Here is a 19,943-nt window from a genome sequence, read left to right as displayed (position 1 = left end):
CCGGGCCGAAGCCGGACGGGTGGGCGCCCCACGGTGCTGTCCGCCGGGCGGACTCGCATCATTGCGGTTGCCGTGGAGGCGGAACATGGGGGCCGGGCACGCACCTTCCGGTCCGCGTTACGCCCGAAACCCGTTCACCATCCCCACTCAACCGCCGTCGTGCCGTCGACGGACCCCGCCCGGACGGCGGTGGGCGGCCCGACGACGGCACGTGCGGCTCAGCGCCGCAGCGGGCCTTCGCAGGTGTACTCGGCGCTGCCGGCCCGGCCGTCGGGCCAGACGTCGACCGTGCCGAACCAGCAGTTCATGTCGGCGAGGTTGTCGGCGGCGGTGCCGGCCCGGGCGAGGAGGTAGTAGTCGACGGTGGCGGCCATGTCCTTGCGGGTCTGGCCGGGGTCGGCCGGGGCCGCGAGGTTGGCGGTGATGCGGCCGGTGCACGTGAAGCGCATCTTGTTGTTCCAGTCGGCGTTGTCCTTGCAGACCGGGGTGTTCCCGGTGGCCCTGGCGAAGGAGGCCTGGACCTCGGAGCTCCAGGCGTAGTCCAGCGATCCGTTGGGGGTGTAGGAGGTGGCCGGGACGAACAGGGAGTCGGCGAGCGGGATCTCGGCGTCGAGGTAGGCGGTGTACTCGCGCTGGAGGGCGGCGTCGCGGCCGAGACGGTCGCGCCAGGCGTCGTACCCGGCACGGTCGTCGGCGCGCAGCAGGCGGTACATCTCGGCGAGTCGGTCGGGGTGCTTCTCGCCGAGCAGGTTGAAGAGCGTCGCCGCGTACGGGTAGGCGCGGAAGCCCTGCCCGCTCCAGGTGGCGTGGAGGATCTGGTCGACGGTCAGCCGGGCGGTGCCGGCCTGGTCGTCCCAGCCGACCTGGCGGACCATGTACTTGCGCGGCTTGACGCCGCCGTCGCGGGTGGAGCCGGCGAAGTACTCGGCGGTGCCCTCGTTCATCGCGAAGGTGGCGTCGCCCGGCCAGCGGGTGGTGTAGCCGGACTCGGGGATGGCCCACCGGGCGTTGAGGTAGTGGGTGTACTCGTGGCGGAAGAGCTCCTCCAGGCTGAAGTACGACTCGGCGGTGGTGCGCTGGTAGGTGTAGAAGGTGGACCGCTCCTCCAGGAACATGCCGCCGTTGTTGACGTCGCCGATCTTGAACAGGAGGTTCTGGAACGCCTGGTAGTTGGCCTTGGTGTCGTACAGCTGGACGTTCAGGACCGGGTGGTCGTCGCCCGCGAGCGGCTGGTCGGTGCCCAGCACCCGGAAGAACTGGCTCTTGACCTGCTTGGTCGCGTAGTAGAGCTGGTCGGCGGTGGCCCGGTCGAGGGCGGTGTGCACCACCAGGGAGCCGTTGTCGTAGCTGTAGGTGTTCGGGAAGAGCTGCTTCTCGATGTCGGCGCGGCAGACGCCGTACTGCTCGCAGAGGCCGAGGTCGTTGACCGGCCCGACGAGGTTGGCCCACGGCCGGCTCATCCGGCCGAAGGTGGTGGCGGCCCGGACCAGCAGGTCACCGATGCGGGCCTTCAACTCGGGCCGGAGGGCGTCGATCTGGGCGAAGCGCCCGTACTCCAGCATCGCGTCGGCGGCGGCCCACTCGCTCGCGGTGCCCTTGAGGTGGGTGTAGCCGGCGTAGGCCCGGAAGGCCTCGCGGTAGTCGGAGTCGGCCGCGACGGCGGCCCGGAACAGCCCCTGCGGGTCCTCGCCGACGTTGTTGACGCCCTGGAAGTTGAGCTGGAGGGCGCCCTGGACGGCCCAGTTCCAGCCGGTGTCGCCGATCGTGACGCCGCCGGGCGCGAACATCCGCAGGACCTTCTTGACGAGCGGGAGGCGGGCGGCCCGCAGCCCGGGGGCGGTGCTGGTCTGCAGCAGCTCGCCCATGGTGGCGCCGTTGGTCGTGGTGGGTTCGAAGGCGCGCGGGTTGGCGGTGTAGGCGGTGATGGCCCGGTCGATGGCGGCGACGGTGGTGGCGTCGCCGATGTCGACCTCGTCGTGGCTGAAGTCGAAGAGGACGGCGACGTGCAGGAAGTACCAGAGTTCCTGCTGGTTGAGGTTGTTGGCGCCGTCGAAGGACGGGGCCAGGTCGCGGATCCGGTCGGCGACGGCCCGGACGTGCTCGCGGGTCATCACCTTGGCGGTCGCCGGGTCCCAGGTGAGCAGCAGCGGCCGCAGGCAGTCCTGGTAGGTGTGGCCGCGGTCGGCGAGGAAGTCGGCCAGTGCGGCCGGGCCGAGTGCGGTGAAGGCCGCCGGGGTGCAGACGGTGTTCCGGGCGGCGACGGCGGCCGCCTGTGCGGCGGCCGGGTCGCCGTCCTGCGGCGCGCCGGTGGTCGGCTGGAGTGCGGCGGCACCGGGCGGGCCGGTCGGACCGGCCTGGGCGGCGTTCGCCCCGCCCGCCCGGTGGGCCACGGCGTCCTCCGGCCCGTAGGAGGCCGGGGCGGCTGCCGCCGCCGTGGTGGGGGCGGGCGGGGCGGCGACGGCGGTGGGGGCCGGGCTGCCGAACGCCTGGGCGCTCTGGGTGAGGGGCACGGCCAGGGTGGCGGCGAGTGCGGCCGAGAGCATGGTGGTGCGTATGTGTCGGGTCGAGGACACCAAGACTCCTGCAGATGTGGGGTGACGGGCTGTTGGTGTCGTGCCCGGGCCCCGCGCGGGCCCGTGGGGAACGTGGAGGCGGGTGCGCGGGGCCCGGTTCCGGGACGCGGCGGGGAGAGGTGCGCGTCCCGGGCCGGGGCCGGCCGTGTGGAAGGTTCGGCCGGACCGGGCCCCGTACGGGCCCGCCGCGGAAGCGGGTAAGGACGGCGGGCCCGTACGGGAGTCATGGGGGCGGGGTCGCCCGGGGGCGGTCAGCGCCGCGGCGGGCCCTCGCGGGTGAGGTCGGCGGGGCCGGACGACTGCCCGGCGGGGAGCGTGACTCGGCGCGGGGGAAGGGGAGTTGGCACCGGTGCTCCTGTGGGGAGGAAGGGGGCGGTGTGGGGTGACGGTGGATCTGGTGCGGCGGTCGGGGACGGAGTGGGAGCAGGGGTGGGTGCGTCGTGTGGGGGCGTGCGCAACCGAGCTGACGCCGGCTCTGCCCCGGGGCGGGAGCGGCGGCCGGCGTCCATGTGAGATGTAACATAGTAATGTGAAATTGCATTAGCAAGCGGATTGCATGCCCGGTGCCTGTTCCGTGACCGAGGCCGGCTTCGCCGGGGTCCGCGCCCTCGTCGCCGGCCCGGGCCCGGGCTGGGCCGCCGTTACGGACGAGGCGCCACCGCCCGGCGCGCGGCCGCGCCCGGTCCGGGCACCCGAGGACGGGGCCGGCGGCGAGCGCCACGCCCGCCTCGGTCGCCAGTGACGAGACGTCCGCGACTTGCTGTAACTGCTACTGTTACAGCAAGAGGGGTGAGGCATGAGCGCCAACAGCAGGATGACGATCGCCGTACACGTGCTGGCCTGGATGGCCTTCGTGCACGACATGGGCCGAGAGATGGTCACCTCGGACCAGATCGCCACGAGTGTCAGCACCAATGCGGTCGTCATTCGGCGCAGCCTTGCCGACCTGCGTGACGCGGGCTTGGTCACGGTCCGCCACGGCGCCGGGGCCGGCTGGCGCCTGGCCCGCGCAGCGGAGTCGATCACCCTGCTTGAGGTGTACGAGGCAGTGCAGAGCGACGCGGTTTTCGGTATGCACCGCGGCGAGCCGAATCAGTCTTGCCCGGTCGGAGCCGGTATCCAGCCCGCGCTGCGTCGCGTCTACGGCGATGCGGAGCAGGCGGTGCGGCGGGAGCTGGCCCGCGTCTCGATCGCGGGCGTGCTGCGAGACACCCTGGCCGGACGATCCGCCTGACCCTTCCGGTCGCGTAGCTCGGCGACGCGCGAAGCCAGTTGTCATGGCAATCAGTTGTCACAGGAATTGCGATTCGGGGGGAAGGGTGACGTCATGCGGGCCATTGAGTTCCGGCGCTACGGCGGCTACGAGGAACTGCGACTTGTCGATCGACCTGCGGAGCAGGCCAAGGATGGCCGAGCGCTGATCGAGCTCAGTCACGCCGAGGTGAGCCCCGCCGACAACACCATCAGAGCCGGCCGGATGGCCGCCTCTCTGCACAAGTCGCCGCCGCTGGTGCCCGGTGGTGGTGCCGTCGGCACAGTCGTCGATCCAGGCGGAACCGGTCTGGCGGAGGGCACCCGGGTCGTGGTCGCAGGCGGCGGGCTGGGCTGGCTCGTCGACGGAACGTGGCGTGAGCAACTGACCGCCGACGCCGCCCAACTGATGCCGATCCCCGACGGGGTCGGTGACGAGGCGGCCTGCGCGCTCTTCGCCGGTGCCGGATTCAGCGCCGCCTACCTCGTGCTGACCCAGCTGATCGACTTCGCACCAGGACACACGGTTCTGGCACCTGGCGTCGGCGGCTCGGTCGGCATGGGCACCGCGCAAGTGGCACGCGAACTCGGTGCCTCGCTGGTGATATCCACCGCGAGCCGTACCGACAAGGCCGTGCAGGCACGCGCCGCGGGCTACCAGCACGTCATCGACCTTTCCCGCGAGTCGCTACCCGAGGGCGTGGCGCGCCTCACCGAAGGCAGGGGTGTGGACGTGGTGATTGACGGTGTCGCCGGCCCACTTCTCGGTCCCGCGATCGCGAGCCTCGCCCACGGCGGCAGCTATGTCGGTGTCGGATACTCCGGCGGTACCGAAGGAACGGTGAACATCACTGATCTGATCTGGAAGAACGCGAAGGCCTACGGCTACACCTTCACGATGATCCCGCGCGACGTCGCTCGGGCCGCCAGGAAGACATTGCTGGAGTGGCTGCGCGACGGACGGCTTGACCCCGCCATCGCCCGCATATTCCCCTTGGAACAAGCCGCCGAGGCGCAATGCCACCTGATCGAGGACCGCCCGTTCGGCCGAGTCCTGCTCGCCACCCGCGAAAAGAGGGTCCAGTGACAGGGCGAACGGCTCGGATGCACAACCAGGGCTGATTCAAAGTCTTTCTGATCATGTGGACGCCCAGGTCACGGTGGTGTGATGGGGTGGCGTCGGGCCGTTGCCGATGCACCGAGGCTCCGGGGTGGGGTGACCGAACTCGCCCGCTCGCAGTGGACCATCGAGAACAGGCTCCACTTCGTCCGCGACACCGCCTTCGGCGAGGTCGCCTCCCGGGTCCGCACCAGCATCACCGCCGGCCTCCGCCACATCTCCTACGAGCCCTTCACCCGCCCCCTCGACCTCCTCGACATCCCGTGACCAGGACAGATGCAAGATCATCAGGAGAATCAGCCCTGGGTAATGGGCCCGGGACGGAGGAAGGGAGACGCAATGCATGGGCGAGCGTGCGGGAATGTCCCTGGGCGCGCGCGTTAACGCCATCGCGGCCTAGAATCAAATGACGCTTCGTGAAGGAGGAGCAATGCGCGGATTCCACTGCGTAGATCCGTCGCACGGCAGGATCGATTTCACCGGCGCGGATGACGAGGAGCTGTTCGGACATATCAAGGCGCACGCCGCCGCGGCTCATCCTGACCTCGCCGACACCCAGCTCAGGGAGATGATGGCTGGCGCTGACTGGTGGCGGTCGATGGCGACATCTGGAAACAACGCAGGGTCATCGCCGTCCGCCTACGACAAGTAATGCGACCGAGCGTCGCCCGTTCCCCCGACGCGATCTCCGGGCAGCCGGCGACGTCGAGATGCTCCAGGCCAAAGTCCTGATGATCTTGCATCTGTCCTGGTCACGGGATGTCGAGGAGGTCGAGGGGGCGGGTGAAGGGCTCGTAGGAGATGTGGCGGAGGCCGACGGTGATGCTGGTGTGGCCGTGGTCGCGGAGGGTGTTGATTGCCAGGTTGCGCAGAGTGGCCATGTTCTCCGGGCCGTGGTCAGTGCGGACCCGGGAGACGTCCTCGCCGAAGGCGGTGTCGCGGACGAAGTGGAGCCTGTTCTCGATGGCCCACTGCGAGCGGGCGAGCTTGCCGATGCGCTTCGGTGAGGCCTGCAGGTGGGACAGATCGGTGAGCGCGTAGACGGTCTGCCTGGTCCGTTTCCCGCTCTTGAGGTCGGTGCGGTAGCGGGTGATCTTCGCGGCCTGGACGGCGTAGGGGAAGTCCAGCCCCAGGTCGGTGACGGTCAGCATGCGCGTCACCCGGGTCTCGCGGCGGCCGTGTCCGCTTCCGCGCTGATAGTGCCGGGCGGTGACCTGGGTCCAGGGCAGTGAGCGCAGCGCGCGGTGCAGGGCGGGCTGGTTGGCCTTGACCATCAGCAGGTAGTGGGCCTGCTTCTCGTCGACCAGGAACCGGGCGTGGGCGCGCTGGGTGTGCAGCGCGTCCGCGGTTACGACCACCCCAGCCGGTCGAACGGTTCCAATAGGGCGGCGAAGCAGGTGATCGTCTTGTCCGGTACTCGCAGCTGGGCCACGGTCCGGCCGGCGCCAGTCATCGCGGCGAGCAGATGGGCGGCAGGCGCGTCATCGGTACGTGAGCCGCGGGCGCTCTTCCCGTCGACCGCGAGCGTGGTCGCCCCGGCGGTGCCGGTGCCGGTCAGATCGACCAGGCTGCCCGGACAGACCGCCCCGACCACTCGGCGGATCGTCGACGTGCTGGGTGCCAGGCATACACCGAAGACGCCGATGGCCCGGGCGCCGAGCCGGGCCAGAGTGTGCTGCGGCGCGGCGGCGGCCCACTGCCCGATCGCTCGGAAGGAACGCGCCCCGGCCAGCACCGCGCTGGCCGCGACCAGCAGCACGCCCACCAACGGGTGACGCAGACCGCGCGGGTCACGAGGGTCTGGATCCGGTGCGGGGTCGCAAGGGGCGACGGCGACGAGCTCAGAGCAGCGAGTAGTCCTCGGACTGCCGGTCGATGAGCAGCGGGGCGATGCCGCCCAGGACGAGCTCACGATAGTGGTCGGTGTCCTGGTGCGCCACGTGTGCGTTCCGGTTCTCGTACTCGGCGATGACGACGAACGCGGCGTGGTCGCGCTGGGAGCGCACGGCCCGGAACGCGAGGACGCCGGGCTGGGCGAGGGCGGCCTCGGTGAGGGCGGGCAGCAGCTCGGCGACGCGCTGCTCGGAGCCGGCGGCGGCGAGCCAGTCGGCGATGACGACTACGGACATGGCGTGATCCTTCGGGCGGCGGCGCCGGGGGCCGGCGCCTCGGGTGGTCCGGGCGGGTCGGACCGGGTGGGGCGGTCGCGCTGTGGCCGGGGCGTGCGGCCCGGCGTCGCTGAACAGGGGGGCCGTGGGGGCGGCCCCCCACGGCCGGTCGGATCAGGGGACGATGACGATGATCTTTCCGCGGGTGTGCCCGTCGGCGTTCAGGCGCTGGGCGTCGGCGGCGCGTTCCAGCGGGAAGGTCGCGGCAACCTCGACGGTCAGCGCCCCGCTGTCGGCGAGCTCGGCGAGCGCGGTCAGGTCGGCGTGGTCCGGACGGACGAAGACGTAGCGCCCGCCGGCGGCCAGGACGGCGCCGTCGGCGATGGACGCCAGCCGCCCGCCGGGGGCCAGCAGGGCGGGGGAGGCCTGCAGCGCCTCGCCGCCGATCAGGTCGAGTACCGCGTCCACGCCCTCCGGGGCCAGCGCCCGGACGCGGTCGGCGAGGCCCTCGCCGTAGGAGACGGGCTCAGCGCCGAGCGTCCGCAGGTAGTCGTGGTTGCGCTCACTGGCGGTGCCGATCACCCGGGCGCCGAGGGCGCGGGCGATCTGGACGGCCAGCGAGCCGACGCCACCGGCCGCGGCGTGCACCAGCACGGTCTCACCGGGCTTGATCTCGAGGGCGCCGGTCAGGGCCTGGTAGGCGGTGAGGCCGGCCAGGGGGAGGCCGGCGGCCTGCTCGAAGTCGAGGGCGGCGGGCTTGTGGGCCAGGGTGCGCACAGGTGCGGCGACGTACTCGGCGAAGGTGCCACGGCCGACCATGTCCTCGCGGACGTAGCCGATGACCTCGTCCCCGGGCGCGTACTCGGTGACGCCGACGCCGACCTGCTCGACCACGCCGGCGACGTCCCAGCCGGGGATGACGGGGAAGACGGCGTCGAGCACGCTGTCCAGGTAGCCGGCCTGGATCTTCCAGTCGACCGGGTTCACCGCGGCGGCCCGGACCCGGACCAGGACGGCGTCGGCGCCCAGCTTGGGCTCCGGGACGTCGCCGTACTCCAGGACGTCGGGGCTGCCGTAGCGCTGGTAGGTGATGGCCTTCATGGTGGTGCTCCCGGTGTTCCTGGACAAGAAGTTTTGACGTACTTGATGGTTGATGTCCTCAAGTAACAGATTCGACGGTAGGGCTCGATAATTGAATATGTCAAGTAATGTCCTCCAGGCCGACGCCGTGACCTGGATCACGGCCGATCCCGGGCCGACGCCGGGGCCGGTCCCTGGCCCGACCGGAGAACCCGGACCGGCTCGCACGGCGATGATCTCCACGACGTAGGTTGGGGTCATGTCGGAGGGGACGCAGGCCGCGGCGACAACGCGGTCACGGGGGAAGCGGAAGCAGGGGCGGCACGCCGCCCCGAAGCCGGGGGCGGCCGAGGGCGGGCTGATGCGCTCGTCCCTGGTGATGGCCGCGGGGACGATGGTGTCCCGGGCCACGGGGCTCCTCAGAACGGTCCTGCAGGCCGGGGCACTCGGGGCGGGGCTGCTGGCCACGACCTACAACCAGGCCAACGTCGTACCGGCGAGCCTGTACTTCCTGCTCATCGGCGGCGCCGTGAACTCGGTACTGGTACCGCAGTTGGTCAGGGCGAGGACCGAACACCCGGACGGCGGAAGCGCCTTCGAGCAGCGCCTGGTCACCCTCACGATGTCCGTGCTGGGAGTGGGCACCCTGCTGGCCGTGTGGGCGGCGCCGCAGATCATCGGCCTCTACCAGCGCGACACACCGGCCAACCACGAGGCGTTCCGGCTGACGGTGGTCTTCGCGCGGTTCCTGCTCCCGCAGATCTTCTTCTACGGGCTGTTCAGCATCCTCGGCCAAGTGCTCAACGCCCGGAACAAGTTCGGCGCGATGATGTGGACCCCGGTCCTCAACAACGTCGTCCTGATCGCCATGTTCGGCGTCTACCTCGCCATGATGACCGGCCCGGGCTCGGTCCAGGACATCACTCCGGCCCAGGTCACCATGCTCGGCGCGGGCACCACGGTGGCCCTGGCGGTCCAGGCGCTCGCCCTGGTCCCGTTCGTCAGGGCCGCCGGCTTCCGCTTCCGCCCGCGCTTCGACTGGCGCGGCACGGGCCTGGGCAAGAGCATCGGCGCGGCCCGCTGGACCCTGCTGTTCGTCCTCACCAACCTCGTGGCCAGCACGGTGGTGACCCGCTACGCCTCCGCCGCGGACGCGGCACTGCCCAAGGCCGGCGTCGGCTTCTCCGCGTACACCTACGCGCAGACCATCTGGTCGCTGCCGCAGTCGGTCATCACCGTCTCGCTGGTCACCGCCCTCTTGCCGCGCATGAGCCGGGCCGTCGCCGAACACCGCCTGGACGACATGCGCGACGACCTCTCGCAGGCCCTGCGGATCAGCGGCGTCGTCATCGTTCCCGCGGCCTTCTTCTTCGTGGTCCTCGGACCGGAGGCGGCACAGGTGATCTTCGCACACGGGCACGCCGATCCCGCGTCCGTCGTGCCCCTGGGCCACATGCTGCAGGCCTTCGGACTCGGCCTGATCCCCTTCTCCGCCCAGTACCTGCTGCTCCGCGGCTTCTACGCCTTCGAGGACACCCGGACCCCGTTCTGGATGGCCGTGTGGATCAGTGCGGCCGACATCGCCCTGGCGACCGCCTGCCATCTGCTGATGCCCCCGCGCTGGTCGGTCACCGGCCTGGCGGGCGCCTACGCCGCCTCCTACGCGATCGGTCTGCTCGTCACCGCCCTGCTGCTGCGACGCCGCCTCGGAGGCCGGCTGGACGGCAGGAGGCTGTGCCGCACCTACGGCAAGCTGACCGCCTCCGCCCTCGCCGCCGGAGCACTGGGCTGGTCCGTGGCCCGCGGCTGCTCCGCCACCGTCACGTCGGCCACCTGGGCCCCCGTGCTGGGCCTCGCCGCGGGCGGCCTCGCGATGCTCACCCTGTTCGTCCTGCTCGCACGACTCCTGAGGATCGGCGAGCTGCGGCGCCTGCCGGGGCTGGGCTGAGGCGCCCGGGGCCGTCCGGTCGATGCCGTGGTGACGGCGGCCCGGCTTGACGGGCGGGCCGGGGCGGCGCGGCATCGAAGGGCGCCCGGCTGTGCTGTTCGCCGGGCGGGTGGGTCAGCCCGTGGGCTGTCCGGGCCGGCCCGGCACCCAGAGCGGTACGGGGTCACCGGGTGGCATGCACCGGGCGGCCTGGTCATCGAGCCACCGGTCGGCCCGAGCCGGGTCGCCGTCACTCACCTCGACCAGCGCGTTCGCGGCCGTCCGGGCACAGGACAGCAGGAGCGCGAGGGTGTCCTGGCGGTGGTGCCGCTCGCGGACGTACGCCTCGCACCGTTCGGTGATGCGCCTGTCGTGGGACTCCCGGCCCGCAGCGGTGTGATCGCCGTCGATGGTGATCGCCTGGATGCCGTGCCAGACGAGGGCGAGCGCGGCAGGCTCGGCCGGGTGGGTGGCATCCGCCCGCCGCGCCTGGTCGCGGGCCTCGGCCGACCGCCGGCCCAGCCACTCCAGAGCGGCCGGAGCGTCCTCCTCCCGGGCCTGGAGCACCAGCTCCGCGGCCCGGGACACGACCGACCGCATCACCGCTCCGGCCGGCACCCGCAGCCCCGGCACGGCAGGTTCGGCAAAGGCCAGCCACGTGTCCGCGAACGAGGCCGCCCGCATCTGCCACACCCACGCCGGCGCCCCTGCCGCCTCGCCCAGCCATTCGTCCGCAGCCAGGCGAACCAGACCCACGGCGGAGAGCCGGACCGCGTCCGCGTCCAGCCCGGCCCCCAGCAGCCGTCCACTCCTCAACCCGCACCCCCGTCAGCGGTCATCATCTCGTGCCGCCACATCCCACCACAGAGGGACGCGAACGAACCAGACGGAGGCGCGTGAGACCTGGGACACAGATTTGGCCACCCGCTCCAGGGTCGGCGGTCACGCAGGGTGACTCCGACGGGCCGACGCCGCCCGCAGCGGCGCCTCACCGTGCTCGACGTTCAGCCGCGGCGGGAGACGGCGACGCCGGCCAGGCAGAGGGCGCCACCGGCCAGGGTCAGCATCGCGGGTGCCTCGCCGAGCAGCAGCCACGCCATCAGCACGACCAGGGCCGGCACCGAGTAGGTGATCGCACCCATGCGCGCCGCCGTGGTCCGGGAGATCGCGTAGGCCCAGGTGGTGAACGCCAGCGCGGTCGGAAACAGGCCCAGGTACACCACGTCGAGCGTCGCGGACAGGGGTGCGGCCGCAAGGTCCGACACCAGCTCCGGAGCGAACGGCAGACAGGCTGCCGCGCCGATCAGGCAGCCGAAGGTGGTCACCTGGAGTGCGGAGGCGTGCCGCAGTGCCGGCTTCTGGCTCACCACACCCGCCGCGTAGGCCACGGCCGCGAGCAGGCAGAGCGCGATGCCGAGCACCGAACTGCCGCCCCCGCCCGACATGGAGAAGCCCACCACGACCGCCCCGGCCAGCGAGACCGCCATCCCGGCGAGCAGCTTGGGCGGGAGACCCTCACGCAGCAGCCAGCCGCCGAGCAGGGCGATCAGAACCGGTCCGATGCCGACCAGCATCGCCGCCGTGCCCGCGTCGACCTGCTTCTCGCCCCAGTTCAACGCGACCATGTACAGGCCGAACCAGAGCACCCCCGAGGTGACCACTCCCGGCCAGGCCGACCGCGGGGGCAGGCCCTCCCGGCGGTACACGAGCAGTCCGACCAGCGCCACCGCCCCCACCAGCAGCCGGCCGAGCGCGAGCGCCCCGGGCCCGAAGTGGTCGCCCGCACTGCGGATCGCCACGAACGCGGACGCCCACAGCACCACCGTCGTCGAAGCTGCCGCGAGTGCCTTGCCGTCCGCCGGGGCCACGCCCGTCGTTGAAAGATCCATGCCGGAGAACCTACGGCCTCCACCGTTCGGTCCCCACCGAAATATGGCCGCCGCCGGCGCGCCCCGGTACGGCCCGATGCCCCCGTGGTACGTCCTCTCGTCCCCGGCGGCTTCTCGTCCCCGGACCCGGCCGGAGCCCGGCCGGGTCCGGGCGAGGAGAGCCCGGGCATGTGACGAGGCGTCGATCAGGAGGGGGCGTCGCCCACGGTGTCGGGCCCGGCGCCGCGCTCCTCGATGAAGTGCTTGAAGCGACGCAGGTCGCCCCTCACCTGACGGTCGAGCACACCCAGCTTGTCGGCGGCCTTCTCGGCGAAGCCGGTGGGCTGGAAGTCCATGGTCATCCTGACGCGCGTGTGCGTCGCATCGATCGGCTGCAGGGAGACCATGCCGGTGTGCTTCACGTTCTCGCTGGTGGTGTGCCAGGACACGCGCTCGTCGGGGACCCGTTCGATGATCTCGGTCTCGAACTCACGGGACAGCCCGGCGATCTTCGTCCTCCAGTGGGCGTGCAGGTCGTCCAGTTGTCTGACCTCCTCCACGCCCTCCATGAACTCCGGGAAGCGCTCGAAGGTCGTCCACTGGTCGTAGACGACGCGGACCGGAACGTCCACGTCGATCGACTCCTCCACCCTGCCCATTGCCGCACCCGCCTCCACACCGTCCGGACACCCTGCCGGCGAGCGGTCTCCCGAGGAGGGGAATCCGCCGACAGCACCACCACGAATGTCCGCCCTCCGGCGGGCGACGGCAACCCGCCCGCCCGCCGCCCGGGTCCGGCGGCCGGGAGCGGCCGTCTCCGTTCTGCCGGAGCGTCCGCCCGGGACCGGCTCAGACGGGCCTCTGCGCCGTCCCGCGCGCCCGGGCCCGCGCCCACGACCACGAACCCGCGCCCACCAGCAGGGCCGCCCCCAACGCGTACACCGGCAGCCAACGCGTCGTCGTCGCCGCCAGGCACTCGTCGACGGCCTGGCGGCTCTGCTCCCGCTGCGCGTACGCCAGCGCGTCACCGTCACGGCCGGCCAACTGCCCCAGAGCGGCCTGTGCCTGCAGACTCTCGTAGCGGCCGGACGCCACGCACCCGTGCCGGGCGCCCGGCGCGGGAAACAGCCAGTCCCAGCGCTGCAACGCCGGTGCCAGCGCGAGTGCCACGCACAGACCCACGACCAGCGAGTACGCCACCAGACTCCACGCGTAGGCAGCCCCTCGACCCGGCGTCGGCGCCGGCGCACGGCCGAAGGAGACGACCACCACGAGAAGCGTCACACCGAGATAGGTGGAGAACCACTGCCACGAACCCTGCGCGAGCGAGAACGCCAGCACCACGGCGAGCGCCGTCCCCAGCACACCGGCGTCGCCCGCCGCCCGCCCCCCGCCCGCGGTCACGGGGCCATCGGCACCTCGACGGCTGCGCCCGCTCACACGCCCTCCCACCCTCCTGGTCCGCCTCCGGCACACCAGCCTCCCGCCACCACCCGCCATCACCCCGTGCCACCACACCGGGACACCCCCGACCCCACCCGCCCGGCCCAGCCGCCCACGGCTGCCCCCGCCTGCGCGAGGCCCTGGCCGCACGCAGGCGGGCCCTAGCGGTACCAGGTGCGGACGGCGGTGGCGGTTTCGCGTACGTCCGCCTTCCCGTCGCCGATGCGGGCGGCGAGCTCGACGGCCTGCCTGGGCTCGGCGGTGACGATCACGCCGGAGGCACTGAGGTAGGAGGCGGCGACGACGGCCGCGAAGTGCTCGTTGGCGAAGTCCAGCGCCGGCACGCGGATGAGCTGGTGCATGAGCGCGGCCGCACGCTGGTGCACACCCCCGTACACCGGTACGTCCATGACCTCGTCGACGTGGCGGGCCACCGCGGCGGCGAGGGTGCCGTAGTCGGTGACGTCCGGATCGGCCGGCAGGAACTGGTGGGCGATGTCCAGCAGCCAGGCCCGGTCGACATGCAGGATCACGCCGCGTCCGCCGTCCCGGGCCGGGTGGCGCCCTGGGGGTAGGGGCCGAACTCGGCCTCGAATGCCGGCGCCCAGGCCTGGGAGAAGTGCGCGGCGGCGGTCAGGAAGCGTTCACGCCGCTCGTCGGCCTCCTCGGCCAGCACCCTGCGCGCGTAGTCCGGCAGGCTCATCCCGGCCGCCTCCGCCCGCTGCTCGAGGGCCTCGTGAACGGTGTCGTCCAAACGCACATTCAGCTGCTTCATGCATGGCAGCGTAGCCCTGCGTACCGTCCGCTACAACACCGCCGCCGCTCCCGTCCTCGTGCGAGCGGGAAGCCGTCTCCGGCAGCAGTCGCTCTCCCTCCACGTTCCGGCGCCGCCCGCCGGTGCCCTCGCCCCGGGAAGACCCTCCGGGTGCCCGTCCGTCCGTGCCGGCCTGCCCTTTCGGTACGTGCTTCGCACAGGCTCCTTCCGTTGCGGGCACAGCTCTGACACCATCGTCCGCTATCCGGTGACGGAGCGTCGGTGCCGTCGTCCCGTCCGACGGAGGACCGTGTGACCAGCCCCGCCCGCCGCCGTACCCGGCCCGCCGGTGCGTCCCGTACCGCGATCACCGGCGCCCACCGGCCTGCCCCGTGGGTACGCACCAGGCTGCGGACGGCACCCTGGGCCGCGCTGCTCACCGCCGTCCTCGCTCTCGCCCTCGTGTTCCTGGCCGCGGCCTTCCCGAGAGCCCTGGACCGAGGCACGGATGCCGCCCTGCGCGACTTCCTCCACGACCGCGGCACCCTGGAGACCAGCCTGCTGGCCACTTCCGCGCCCCCGCGCGACCGTGAGGAGAGTGCCGCGGACCTGGAGGCCGTGACCGCCGTGCTCCTCGCCCATACCGGGGCGGGCTTCTCCGTGGCGTCCTCCGGGCCGGTGTTCGGCGCCCGGGCCGTCGAGCGTCGGGGGCTCACCAACCCGGGGCTCGACCGCCCGGACGGCCGCTCCCTGCCCACCCTGGACCTGCTCTACCTGGACGGCTTCGCCGAGCACACCACCCTGGTCGCCGGGAGCTGGCCGAGCGGCGCCACCCCCGACGGCCCGATCCCCATCGCGGTCAGCCGCGCCGCCGCCGAGACCATCGGCATCCGTCTCGGCGACGTCCTCGGGGACGGCTCCGGACCGGAGGAGCAGGCCCGGGTGGTCGGCCTCTACACCGTCACCGACTCGGCCGATCCGTACTGGAGCGACCTCGCCTGCACCGGCCGGGCCTGCCTGGAGCGTCTCCTCACCGACCCGACGGTCCGGCACTGGCACACCGCCGGGGTCGTCGGCGGCGACCACCTGCGTGCCCTCGCCACCTGGGGCCACCAGGCGCGCGACTTCTGGCGGCTGCCCGTCGACACCGACGCCCTGCGCGCCGACCGGCTGGCCGAGGTCCGGCACGACGTCGCCGCCTATCTGACCGGGCCGACGGCCACCCAGTTGATCGCCGCGACCGGACGCCCGGACCTGTCGACCACGTCCCGGCTGCCCGGTCACCTCGACCGGGCCGTGGCCCGGCAGGCCGCCGTCGCACCGCTGGCCCTGGTCGGACCGGCGGCCGTCGCCGGAATCGCGGCCGTCGTCCTCGCCCTGGCCACCGCCCTCACCACCGAACGACGCGGCGCCGAACTGCGGCTGCTCCGTGCCCGGGGCGGCTCCGGCCCCGGCGTCCTGCTGCGCCTCTGCGGCGAGGGCGCGGCTACCGTGCTCCCCGCCGCCGTGGCAGCCACCGCGCTGGCGCTGTGGCTGCTGCCCACCCCGCGCTGGACGGCGGCCGTCGCGGCCGCGCTGGTCACCACCCTGGTCGCGTTGCTCGCCGTCCCCCTCCGGGCCGCCCTGCCACCGAAGCACAGCCACCCCGGCAAGGCCGCCCGACGTGGACGGCTGATCGCCGAACTCGCCGTCCTCGCCCTCACCGCCGCCGCCGTGGCCGGCGCCCGGCGCCGCGGCGCCGCACCGCCCGCCGACGGGCCCGACCTGCTGCTCGTCGCGGCGCCCCTGCTGGTCGCCCTCACCACGGCGCTGGTGCTGGCGCGACTGCTGCCCGCCCTCGCCGGCGCGCTGGCCCGCACCGCCGTGCGCAGCCCCGGGGTGGTGCGCTTCCTCGGCCTGGCCCGCGCCGCCCGGGGCAGCGACGGCCGCCGCCGCCCCTCCACACTTCCGCTGCTCGCCCTGGTGCTCGCCGTCACCACCGCCGGTTTCGGCGCGTCCGTGCTGGACGGCGTCGGCCTGGCCAGGCAGCGGGCCGCCCGGCTCGCCGTCGGCGCGGACGCCTCCGTCGCGGCGCCCACCGGCCGCACCCTGCCACCCGACTTCGGCCCGGCCGCTGCCGCCCTCCCGGGGGTCACGGCCGCCACCCCCGTCCGGCTGGAGAGCGAGGCGTTCCTGCTCGAAGGCGTCCCGGGGGTCGGTACCGGCGTCGACCCCCACGCCACCCAGGTCATCCTGGTCGTCGCCGAACCGCAGGCGTACGCGCGGATCGCGCGCACCGTCGGCGTGGGCACCTTCGACCCGGCCGCACTCGCCACCCCGGCCGGTCCCGTCGCCGGAGCGCCCGCCGTCCCCGCCCTGTTCAGCGCCGGCCTCGCGCGCCACCTCGGCCCCGGCGGCCACCGGCTGCGCCTGCCCAGCGGCGGCGAGGTCCTCGCCGTCCGCGCCGGCACGGTCGACGCCACCCCCGCACTGCCCGGCGCCACCCGGCCCTTCATCGTCCTGCCGACCCCGGCGGCCACCGCCGTGCTGCCGGAACTCGACCGGGCCACCGACTGGTTCGCCGTCGGCCGCGTCGACGAACCGGGCCTCGCCCACCTGGTCGGCAAGCTGTCGCCGTCCGTCCTGGCCGACCTCGACGCCCCGCCTCCGCCACCCGGGCCGACCGCCTCCGCGGCCCTGGTCGGCAACGACCCCGACGCCCTGCGCAGCGGCTACGTGACGCGCACCAGCGCCGCCGTCACCGCCGACCTCGCCAACGACCCCCTCCAGCACGCCGCCGGCCGCCACTTCCGCCGCGCGGTCACGGCCGCCGGGGCGCTCGCCCTGCTCGCCGTCCTGCTCACCCTGCTGCGCGCCGCCCCCGACCGGGCCGCCCTGCTCGCCCGGCTGCGCACCATGGGCCTGCGGTCGCGCCAGGGCCTCGCGCTCATCCTCGCCGAGACGCTGCCGCTGACCCTCACGGCCGCGGCCGGCGGCGCCCTCGCCGCGCTGGCCGCCGTCGCCCTGCTCGGGCCGGCCTTCGACCTGTCCACGCTGGTCGGAGCCCCGGCCCCGGTCGGCCTGCGCCCAGCGGCCGGGCAGCTCCTCCTCCCGGCGGCGGCGCTCGCCGCGCTGACCACGCTCGCGGTCCTCGCCGAGGCCCTGACCGGCGGCCGACGCCAGCTCGCGACCCACCTGCGGGTCGGCGACCGGCCCTGACCGGCCGGAGGTCAGCCGCGAGGGCCGTAACCGCCCGCCCCGCGGAAGCACGAACCTCGACCGGGCTGCCCCTTCTCAGCCGGCGCCGTGGTCGCTCCCAGCGGCGCGCGAACCGGTGGTGGGGGCGAGTGGTGCCCCGCGGCGGGGAACCGGTACGCGGACCGGAGAGGTCCGGCCGCACGGGGGAGAGGAGGCCGGGGTCGGGGCACGCCGGGTGTGCGGGGCCGGTCCCGGCGGTGGGTGGGGCCCTCGGGCATGACATGGTGTCCGTGTAGCCGTCAATCGGCACCACACTTCCAGGAGGTCCTGCATGAGCAGCGACGCAGCATCATCGGAGAGCCCCGAGAGCACCGAGAGCACGGAGGCCGTCGAGGCCGCCGCGTCCGGCGCCGGGGACGACGTCAAGGCCCGGTTCCTCGCCGCGCTGGAGCGCAAGCACGGTGCCAAGACCGACGGCACGGCCGGCGGTCCGAGCGGTGACTCGAAGATCCACGGCGCTCACGGCGCGGTCGGCGGCAAGCGCAACTTCCGCCGCAAGAGCGGCGGCTGATCACCCCGCCCCACCCCGTGGGGGCCACCGGCCCGGTGCCTGGCCGCCCACGGCGCGGGCCGGGGCCGGGGCCGGTCACCGTAGGCGGCGGGGCGGGCGCCCCGTCCCGCCGTGTGCCGTGCCGGCGCGCCGACCGGCCTCCTGCCCTGCTGCCGCGGTGAGCCGCCGCCTCCGGAGGGCGGCGGCCGCCGGCCCCGGGGCCACGTCCCACCGGCCGTGACCGGCGGCGGTTCCGCCGCGGGCCCGGCCGTAATTCGCTTGCCGTGGCCACGGGTCAACGCTGCACTGTGATCCGGACACCACGAGTCGTGGTGCCGGTGATTCGAGGAGGCAGCGGCGGCAATGGAGATTCGTTCCACGACAGATGAGGACTTCGACGTCTTCGTCGACACGGTCCATGCCGCGTTCGGGCGCTTCCCGGAAACCCCGGTCGAGGGCGGCGGGCTCTGGTGGTCGGCGCTCGAAACGGACCGCTGCCTGCTCGCCCTGACGGCGGACGGGCGGCCCGTCGGCACCGCCGCCGCGTACCCCTTCGAGCTCACCCTGCCCGGCCGGACCCTCGTCCCGGCCGCCGGGGTGACCGCCGTCGGCGTCCTGCCCTCGCACCGGCGCCAGGGCGTGCTCAGCGCGATGATGCGGCATCAGCTCGCCGAGTTGCGGGCCCGCGGGGAGTTCCTCTCCGTGCTGCTGGCCTCGGAGGCCCCGATCTACGGCAGGTTCGGCTACGGACCGGCGACCTACACGGCGCGGCTGACGGTGCCGCGCCACGGGGCCGCCCTCGCCGTTCCCCGGGCGCGCGGAGTCGCCGAGGTACCGGCGACCGGCTCGGTCGAGGTGCTGCGTCGTGCCGAGTGCGGCGAGATTCTGGAGGAGGTCTACGACCGGTACCGCCGCGCCCAGCCCGGCGCACTGTCCCGCCCGCACCGCTGGTGGGCCTTGCGCGCGGGGCAGCCCCCGATCTCGCCGGCGCCGCGCTACGTCGCCGTTCACCGTGACGCCGACGGCGTTCCGGACGGTTATGCCAGCTACTCGATCGGCGAGCCCGAGACCTTGACGGTCGACGAGACCATCGCCGCGGATGACGCCGTCTTCACGGCCCTGGCCCGGTTCGTACTCGGACACGACCTGGTCGCTCGGGTCGTCTTCAAGCACGTCCCGCCCGAGCACCCGCTGCGGTGGCAGTTCGCGGACTTCCGCGCCGGCGAGGTGAGCGGCGACACCGACTGGCTCTGGGTGCGGCTGCTCGACGTCCCGCGTGCCCTGACCGCCCGTGGCTGGTCCATGGACGGCGAGCTCGTCCTCGACGTCGCGGACCCGTTCCTCGGCGAGCACGGCCGGTACCTGCTGACCGTCCGGGACGGCAGGGCCGACTGCGTCCCGACGGATCGCGAGCCCGACCTGTCCATGGACGTGAGCGACCTGGGCTCGGTCTATCTCGGTGGCACCGCCCCGAGCACGCTCGTGCGTGCCGGCCACATCCGGGCCCACCGCCCGGGCGCGGCCGCCCTCGCTGACGCCCTCTTCCGCGCCGAGCGCTCCCCGCACTGCCTGCACTGGTTCTGACCGCGCGCCCGCGGCCCGGCACAGGTCTCCTCGGCCGGGTGACGGGCCGGCCGCCCTCCCACGTCCTTTCCGGCCGTGAAGCGGCGGAGGTCCGGCGACGGCAGCGGCACCTGCCGCCGGTTCAAGACCGCATCGCCACAAGGGTCCAGAGCGTGAGCATCGCGGCCGGCGTCGGAGATCGGCGACAGCGGAAGTCCACCTGCCTGCCAGGCTCAAGAGATCCTCAGACCCGGTGCGCCGGTGCCCTGGGTGGGCCTAGGCTGCCGGGAGGAGGCACACCGGACCTGTCCGGATGCCAGAGCTGAGGGGGGAACGGATGAAGAGGATCATCGGAACGCTGCTGACGATACTGGGCTCCGTCGTCGGGATCGGCAGGCAGCCGAGCGGACAGCCGTACTCGCCGGACGTCGACAACTACCGGCAGGCCGCCGGCTCGGTCCCCGGAGGCTTCTGAGCCTTCGGCCGGCGGACGTCGTACCGGCGAGCGCAAGCGGAGCAGGATTCCCGG

20 protein-coding genes are annotated in these 19,943 nt (G+C 73.3%); 9 read left to right on the top strand and 11 right to left on the bottom strand.

The genetic code is table 11. The features are described from left to right. Positions 1 to 218 precede the first annotated feature (218 nt). Positions 219 to 2,573 carry a collagenase gene (locus ACZ5WK_RS12785; protein WP_465547373.1) on the bottom strand — a complete coding sequence of 785 codons (2,355 nt, stop codon included), beginning with the start codon at positions 2,571 to 2,573 and terminating at the stop codon, positions 219 to 221. 796 nt (positions 2,574 to 3,369) lie between these two features. Here ACZ5WK_RS12785 and ACZ5WK_RS12780 point away from each other — a divergent pair. From ACZ5WK_RS12780 to ACZ5WK_RS12765, 4 genes are all read left to right on the top strand, one after another. Continuing rightward, positions 3,370 to 3,807, top strand: coding sequence for an Rrf2 family transcriptional regulator (locus ACZ5WK_RS12780; protein ID WP_465547372.1), 438 nt, complete (start codon positions 3,370 to 3,372; stop codon positions 3,805 to 3,807). A 93-nt stretch (positions 3,808 to 3,900) separates the two neighbouring features. Next, on the top strand, positions 3,901 to 4,911 hold the full coding sequence (locus ACZ5WK_RS12775) for a quinone oxidoreductase family protein (protein WP_465547371.1): 1,011 nt from the start codon (positions 3,901 to 3,903) through the stop codon (positions 4,909 to 4,911). A gap of 129 nt (positions 4,912 to 5,040) precedes the next feature. Beyond that, positions 5,041 to 5,211: a hypothetical protein gene (locus ACZ5WK_RS12770; RefSeq protein WP_465547370.1), complete on the top strand. Its 171-nt coding sequence runs from the start codon at positions 5,041 to 5,043 to the stop codon at positions 5,209 to 5,211. Positions 5,212 to 5,374: 163 nt separating this feature from the next. Beyond that, positions 5,375 to 5,596: a hypothetical protein gene (locus tag ACZ5WK_RS12765; RefSeq protein ID WP_465547369.1), complete on the top strand. Its 222-nt coding sequence runs from the start codon at positions 5,375 to 5,377 to the stop codon at positions 5,594 to 5,596. A gap of 100 nt (positions 5,597 to 5,696) precedes the next feature. On the opposite strand, the gene ACZ5WK_RS12760 is transcribed toward ACZ5WK_RS12765, so the two are convergent. The 4 genes from ACZ5WK_RS12760 to ACZ5WK_RS12745 all read right to left on the bottom strand — a co-directional run bounded on the left by ACZ5WK_RS12760 (position 5,697) and on the right by ACZ5WK_RS12745 (position 8,153). Then, complete coding sequence (locus ACZ5WK_RS12760; RefSeq protein ID WP_465547368.1) at positions 5,697 to 6,302, bottom strand: ISAs1 family transposase; 606 nt, start codon at positions 6,300 to 6,302, stop codon at positions 5,697 to 5,699. Further along, positions 6,293 to 6,856, bottom strand: coding sequence for a transposase family protein (locus ACZ5WK_RS12755; protein ID WP_465547367.1), 564 nt, complete (start codon positions 6,854 to 6,856; stop codon positions 6,293 to 6,295). Before ACZ5WK_RS12755 ends, ACZ5WK_RS12760 begins: the two co-directional genes overlap by 10 nt. Further along, positions 6,786 to 7,073 carry an antibiotic biosynthesis monooxygenase family protein gene (locus ACZ5WK_RS12750; RefSeq protein ID WP_465547366.1) on the bottom strand — a complete coding sequence of 96 codons (288 nt, stop codon included), beginning with the start codon at positions 7,071 to 7,073 and terminating at the stop codon, positions 6,786 to 6,788. The genes ACZ5WK_RS12755 and ACZ5WK_RS12750 overlap by 71 nt, the downstream gene beginning before the upstream one ends. 153 nt (positions 7,074 to 7,226) lie before the next feature. After that, the gene (locus tag ACZ5WK_RS12745; RefSeq protein WP_465547365.1) at positions 7,227 to 8,153 is read right to left on the bottom strand and encodes an NADP-dependent oxidoreductase; all 927 of its coding nucleotides are present in this window, start codon (positions 8,151 to 8,153) and stop codon (positions 7,227 to 7,229) included. A 238-nt stretch (positions 8,154 to 8,391) separates the two neighbouring features. Here ACZ5WK_RS12745 and murJ point away from each other — a divergent pair, with 238 nt between their 5' ends. Next, the gene (gene murJ / locus ACZ5WK_RS12740) at positions 8,392 to 10,080 is read left to right on the top strand and encodes a murein biosynthesis integral membrane protein MurJ (protein WP_465547364.1); all 1,689 of its coding nucleotides are present in this window, start codon (positions 8,392 to 8,394) and stop codon (positions 10,078 to 10,080) included. A gap of 114 nt (positions 10,081 to 10,194) precedes the next feature. Here the strand turns inward: murJ and ACZ5WK_RS12735 are convergent, their stop codons facing one another. The 6 genes from ACZ5WK_RS12735 to ACZ5WK_RS12710 form a co-directional block, all read right to left on the bottom strand. Continuing rightward, complete coding sequence (locus ACZ5WK_RS12735) at positions 10,195 to 10,875, bottom strand: hypothetical protein (RefSeq protein ID WP_465547363.1); 681 nt, start codon at positions 10,873 to 10,875, stop codon at positions 10,195 to 10,197. Between the two features lie 188 nt (positions 10,876 to 11,063). Then, positions 11,064 to 11,948, bottom strand: a complete 885-nt coding sequence (locus ACZ5WK_RS12730; protein ID WP_331742079.1) for a DMT family transporter — start codon at positions 11,946 to 11,948, stop codon at positions 11,064 to 11,066. Positions 11,949 to 12,133: 185 nt separating this feature from the next. Beyond that, entirely contained in the window at positions 12,134 to 12,586 is a 453-nt protein-coding gene (locus ACZ5WK_RS12725) for an SRPBCC family protein (RefSeq protein WP_465547362.1), read from the bottom strand. A gap of 190 nt (positions 12,587 to 12,776) precedes the next feature. After that, entirely contained in the window at positions 12,777 to 13,331 is a 555-nt protein-coding gene (locus ACZ5WK_RS12720) for a hypothetical protein (protein ID WP_465547361.1), read from the bottom strand. Positions 13,332 to 13,531: 200 nt separating this feature from the next. Continuing rightward, positions 13,532 to 13,903: a fic family toxin-antitoxin system, toxin component gene (locus tag ACZ5WK_RS12715; protein WP_465547360.1), complete on the bottom strand. Its 372-nt coding sequence runs from the start codon at positions 13,901 to 13,903 to the stop codon at positions 13,532 to 13,534. Continuing rightward, the gene (locus ACZ5WK_RS12710) at positions 13,900 to 14,145 is read right to left on the bottom strand and encodes a plasmid mobilization protein (protein WP_465547359.1); all 246 of its coding nucleotides are present in this window, start codon (positions 14,143 to 14,145) and stop codon (positions 13,900 to 13,902) included. Before ACZ5WK_RS12710 ends, ACZ5WK_RS12715 begins: the two co-directional genes overlap by 4 nt. A 291-nt stretch (positions 14,146 to 14,436) precedes the next feature. Here ACZ5WK_RS12710 and ACZ5WK_RS12705 point away from each other — a divergent pair, with 291 nt between their 5' ends. The 4 genes from ACZ5WK_RS12705 (at position 14,437) to ACZ5WK_RS12690 (ending at position 19,889) form a co-directional block, all read left to right on the top strand. After that, the gene (locus ACZ5WK_RS12705) at positions 14,437 to 17,322 is read left to right on the top strand and encodes a hypothetical protein (RefSeq protein WP_465547358.1); all 2,886 of its coding nucleotides are present in this window, start codon (positions 14,437 to 14,439) and stop codon (positions 17,320 to 17,322) included. A gap of 310 nt (positions 17,323 to 17,632) precedes the next feature. Next, positions 17,633 to 17,872: a DUF5302 domain-containing protein gene (locus ACZ5WK_RS12700; RefSeq protein WP_465547357.1), complete on the top strand. Its 240-nt coding sequence runs from the start codon at positions 17,633 to 17,635 to the stop codon at positions 17,870 to 17,872. A gap of 342 nt (positions 17,873 to 18,214) precedes the next feature. Next, positions 18,215 to 19,435, top strand: coding sequence for a GNAT family N-acetyltransferase (locus ACZ5WK_RS12695; RefSeq protein WP_465547356.1), 1,221 nt, complete (start codon positions 18,215 to 18,217; stop codon positions 19,433 to 19,435). A 316-nt stretch (positions 19,436 to 19,751) separates the two neighbouring features. Beyond that, positions 19,752 to 19,889: a hypothetical protein gene (locus ACZ5WK_RS12690; RefSeq protein ID WP_465547355.1), complete on the top strand. Its 138-nt coding sequence runs from the start codon at positions 19,752 to 19,754 to the stop codon at positions 19,887 to 19,889. Positions 19,890 to 19,943 lie beyond the last annotated feature (54 nt).

This window comes from Kitasatospora sp. NPDC032757 (genome assembly GCF_055579305.1).
This window is presented reverse-complemented; position numbering and strand designations above follow the sequence as displayed.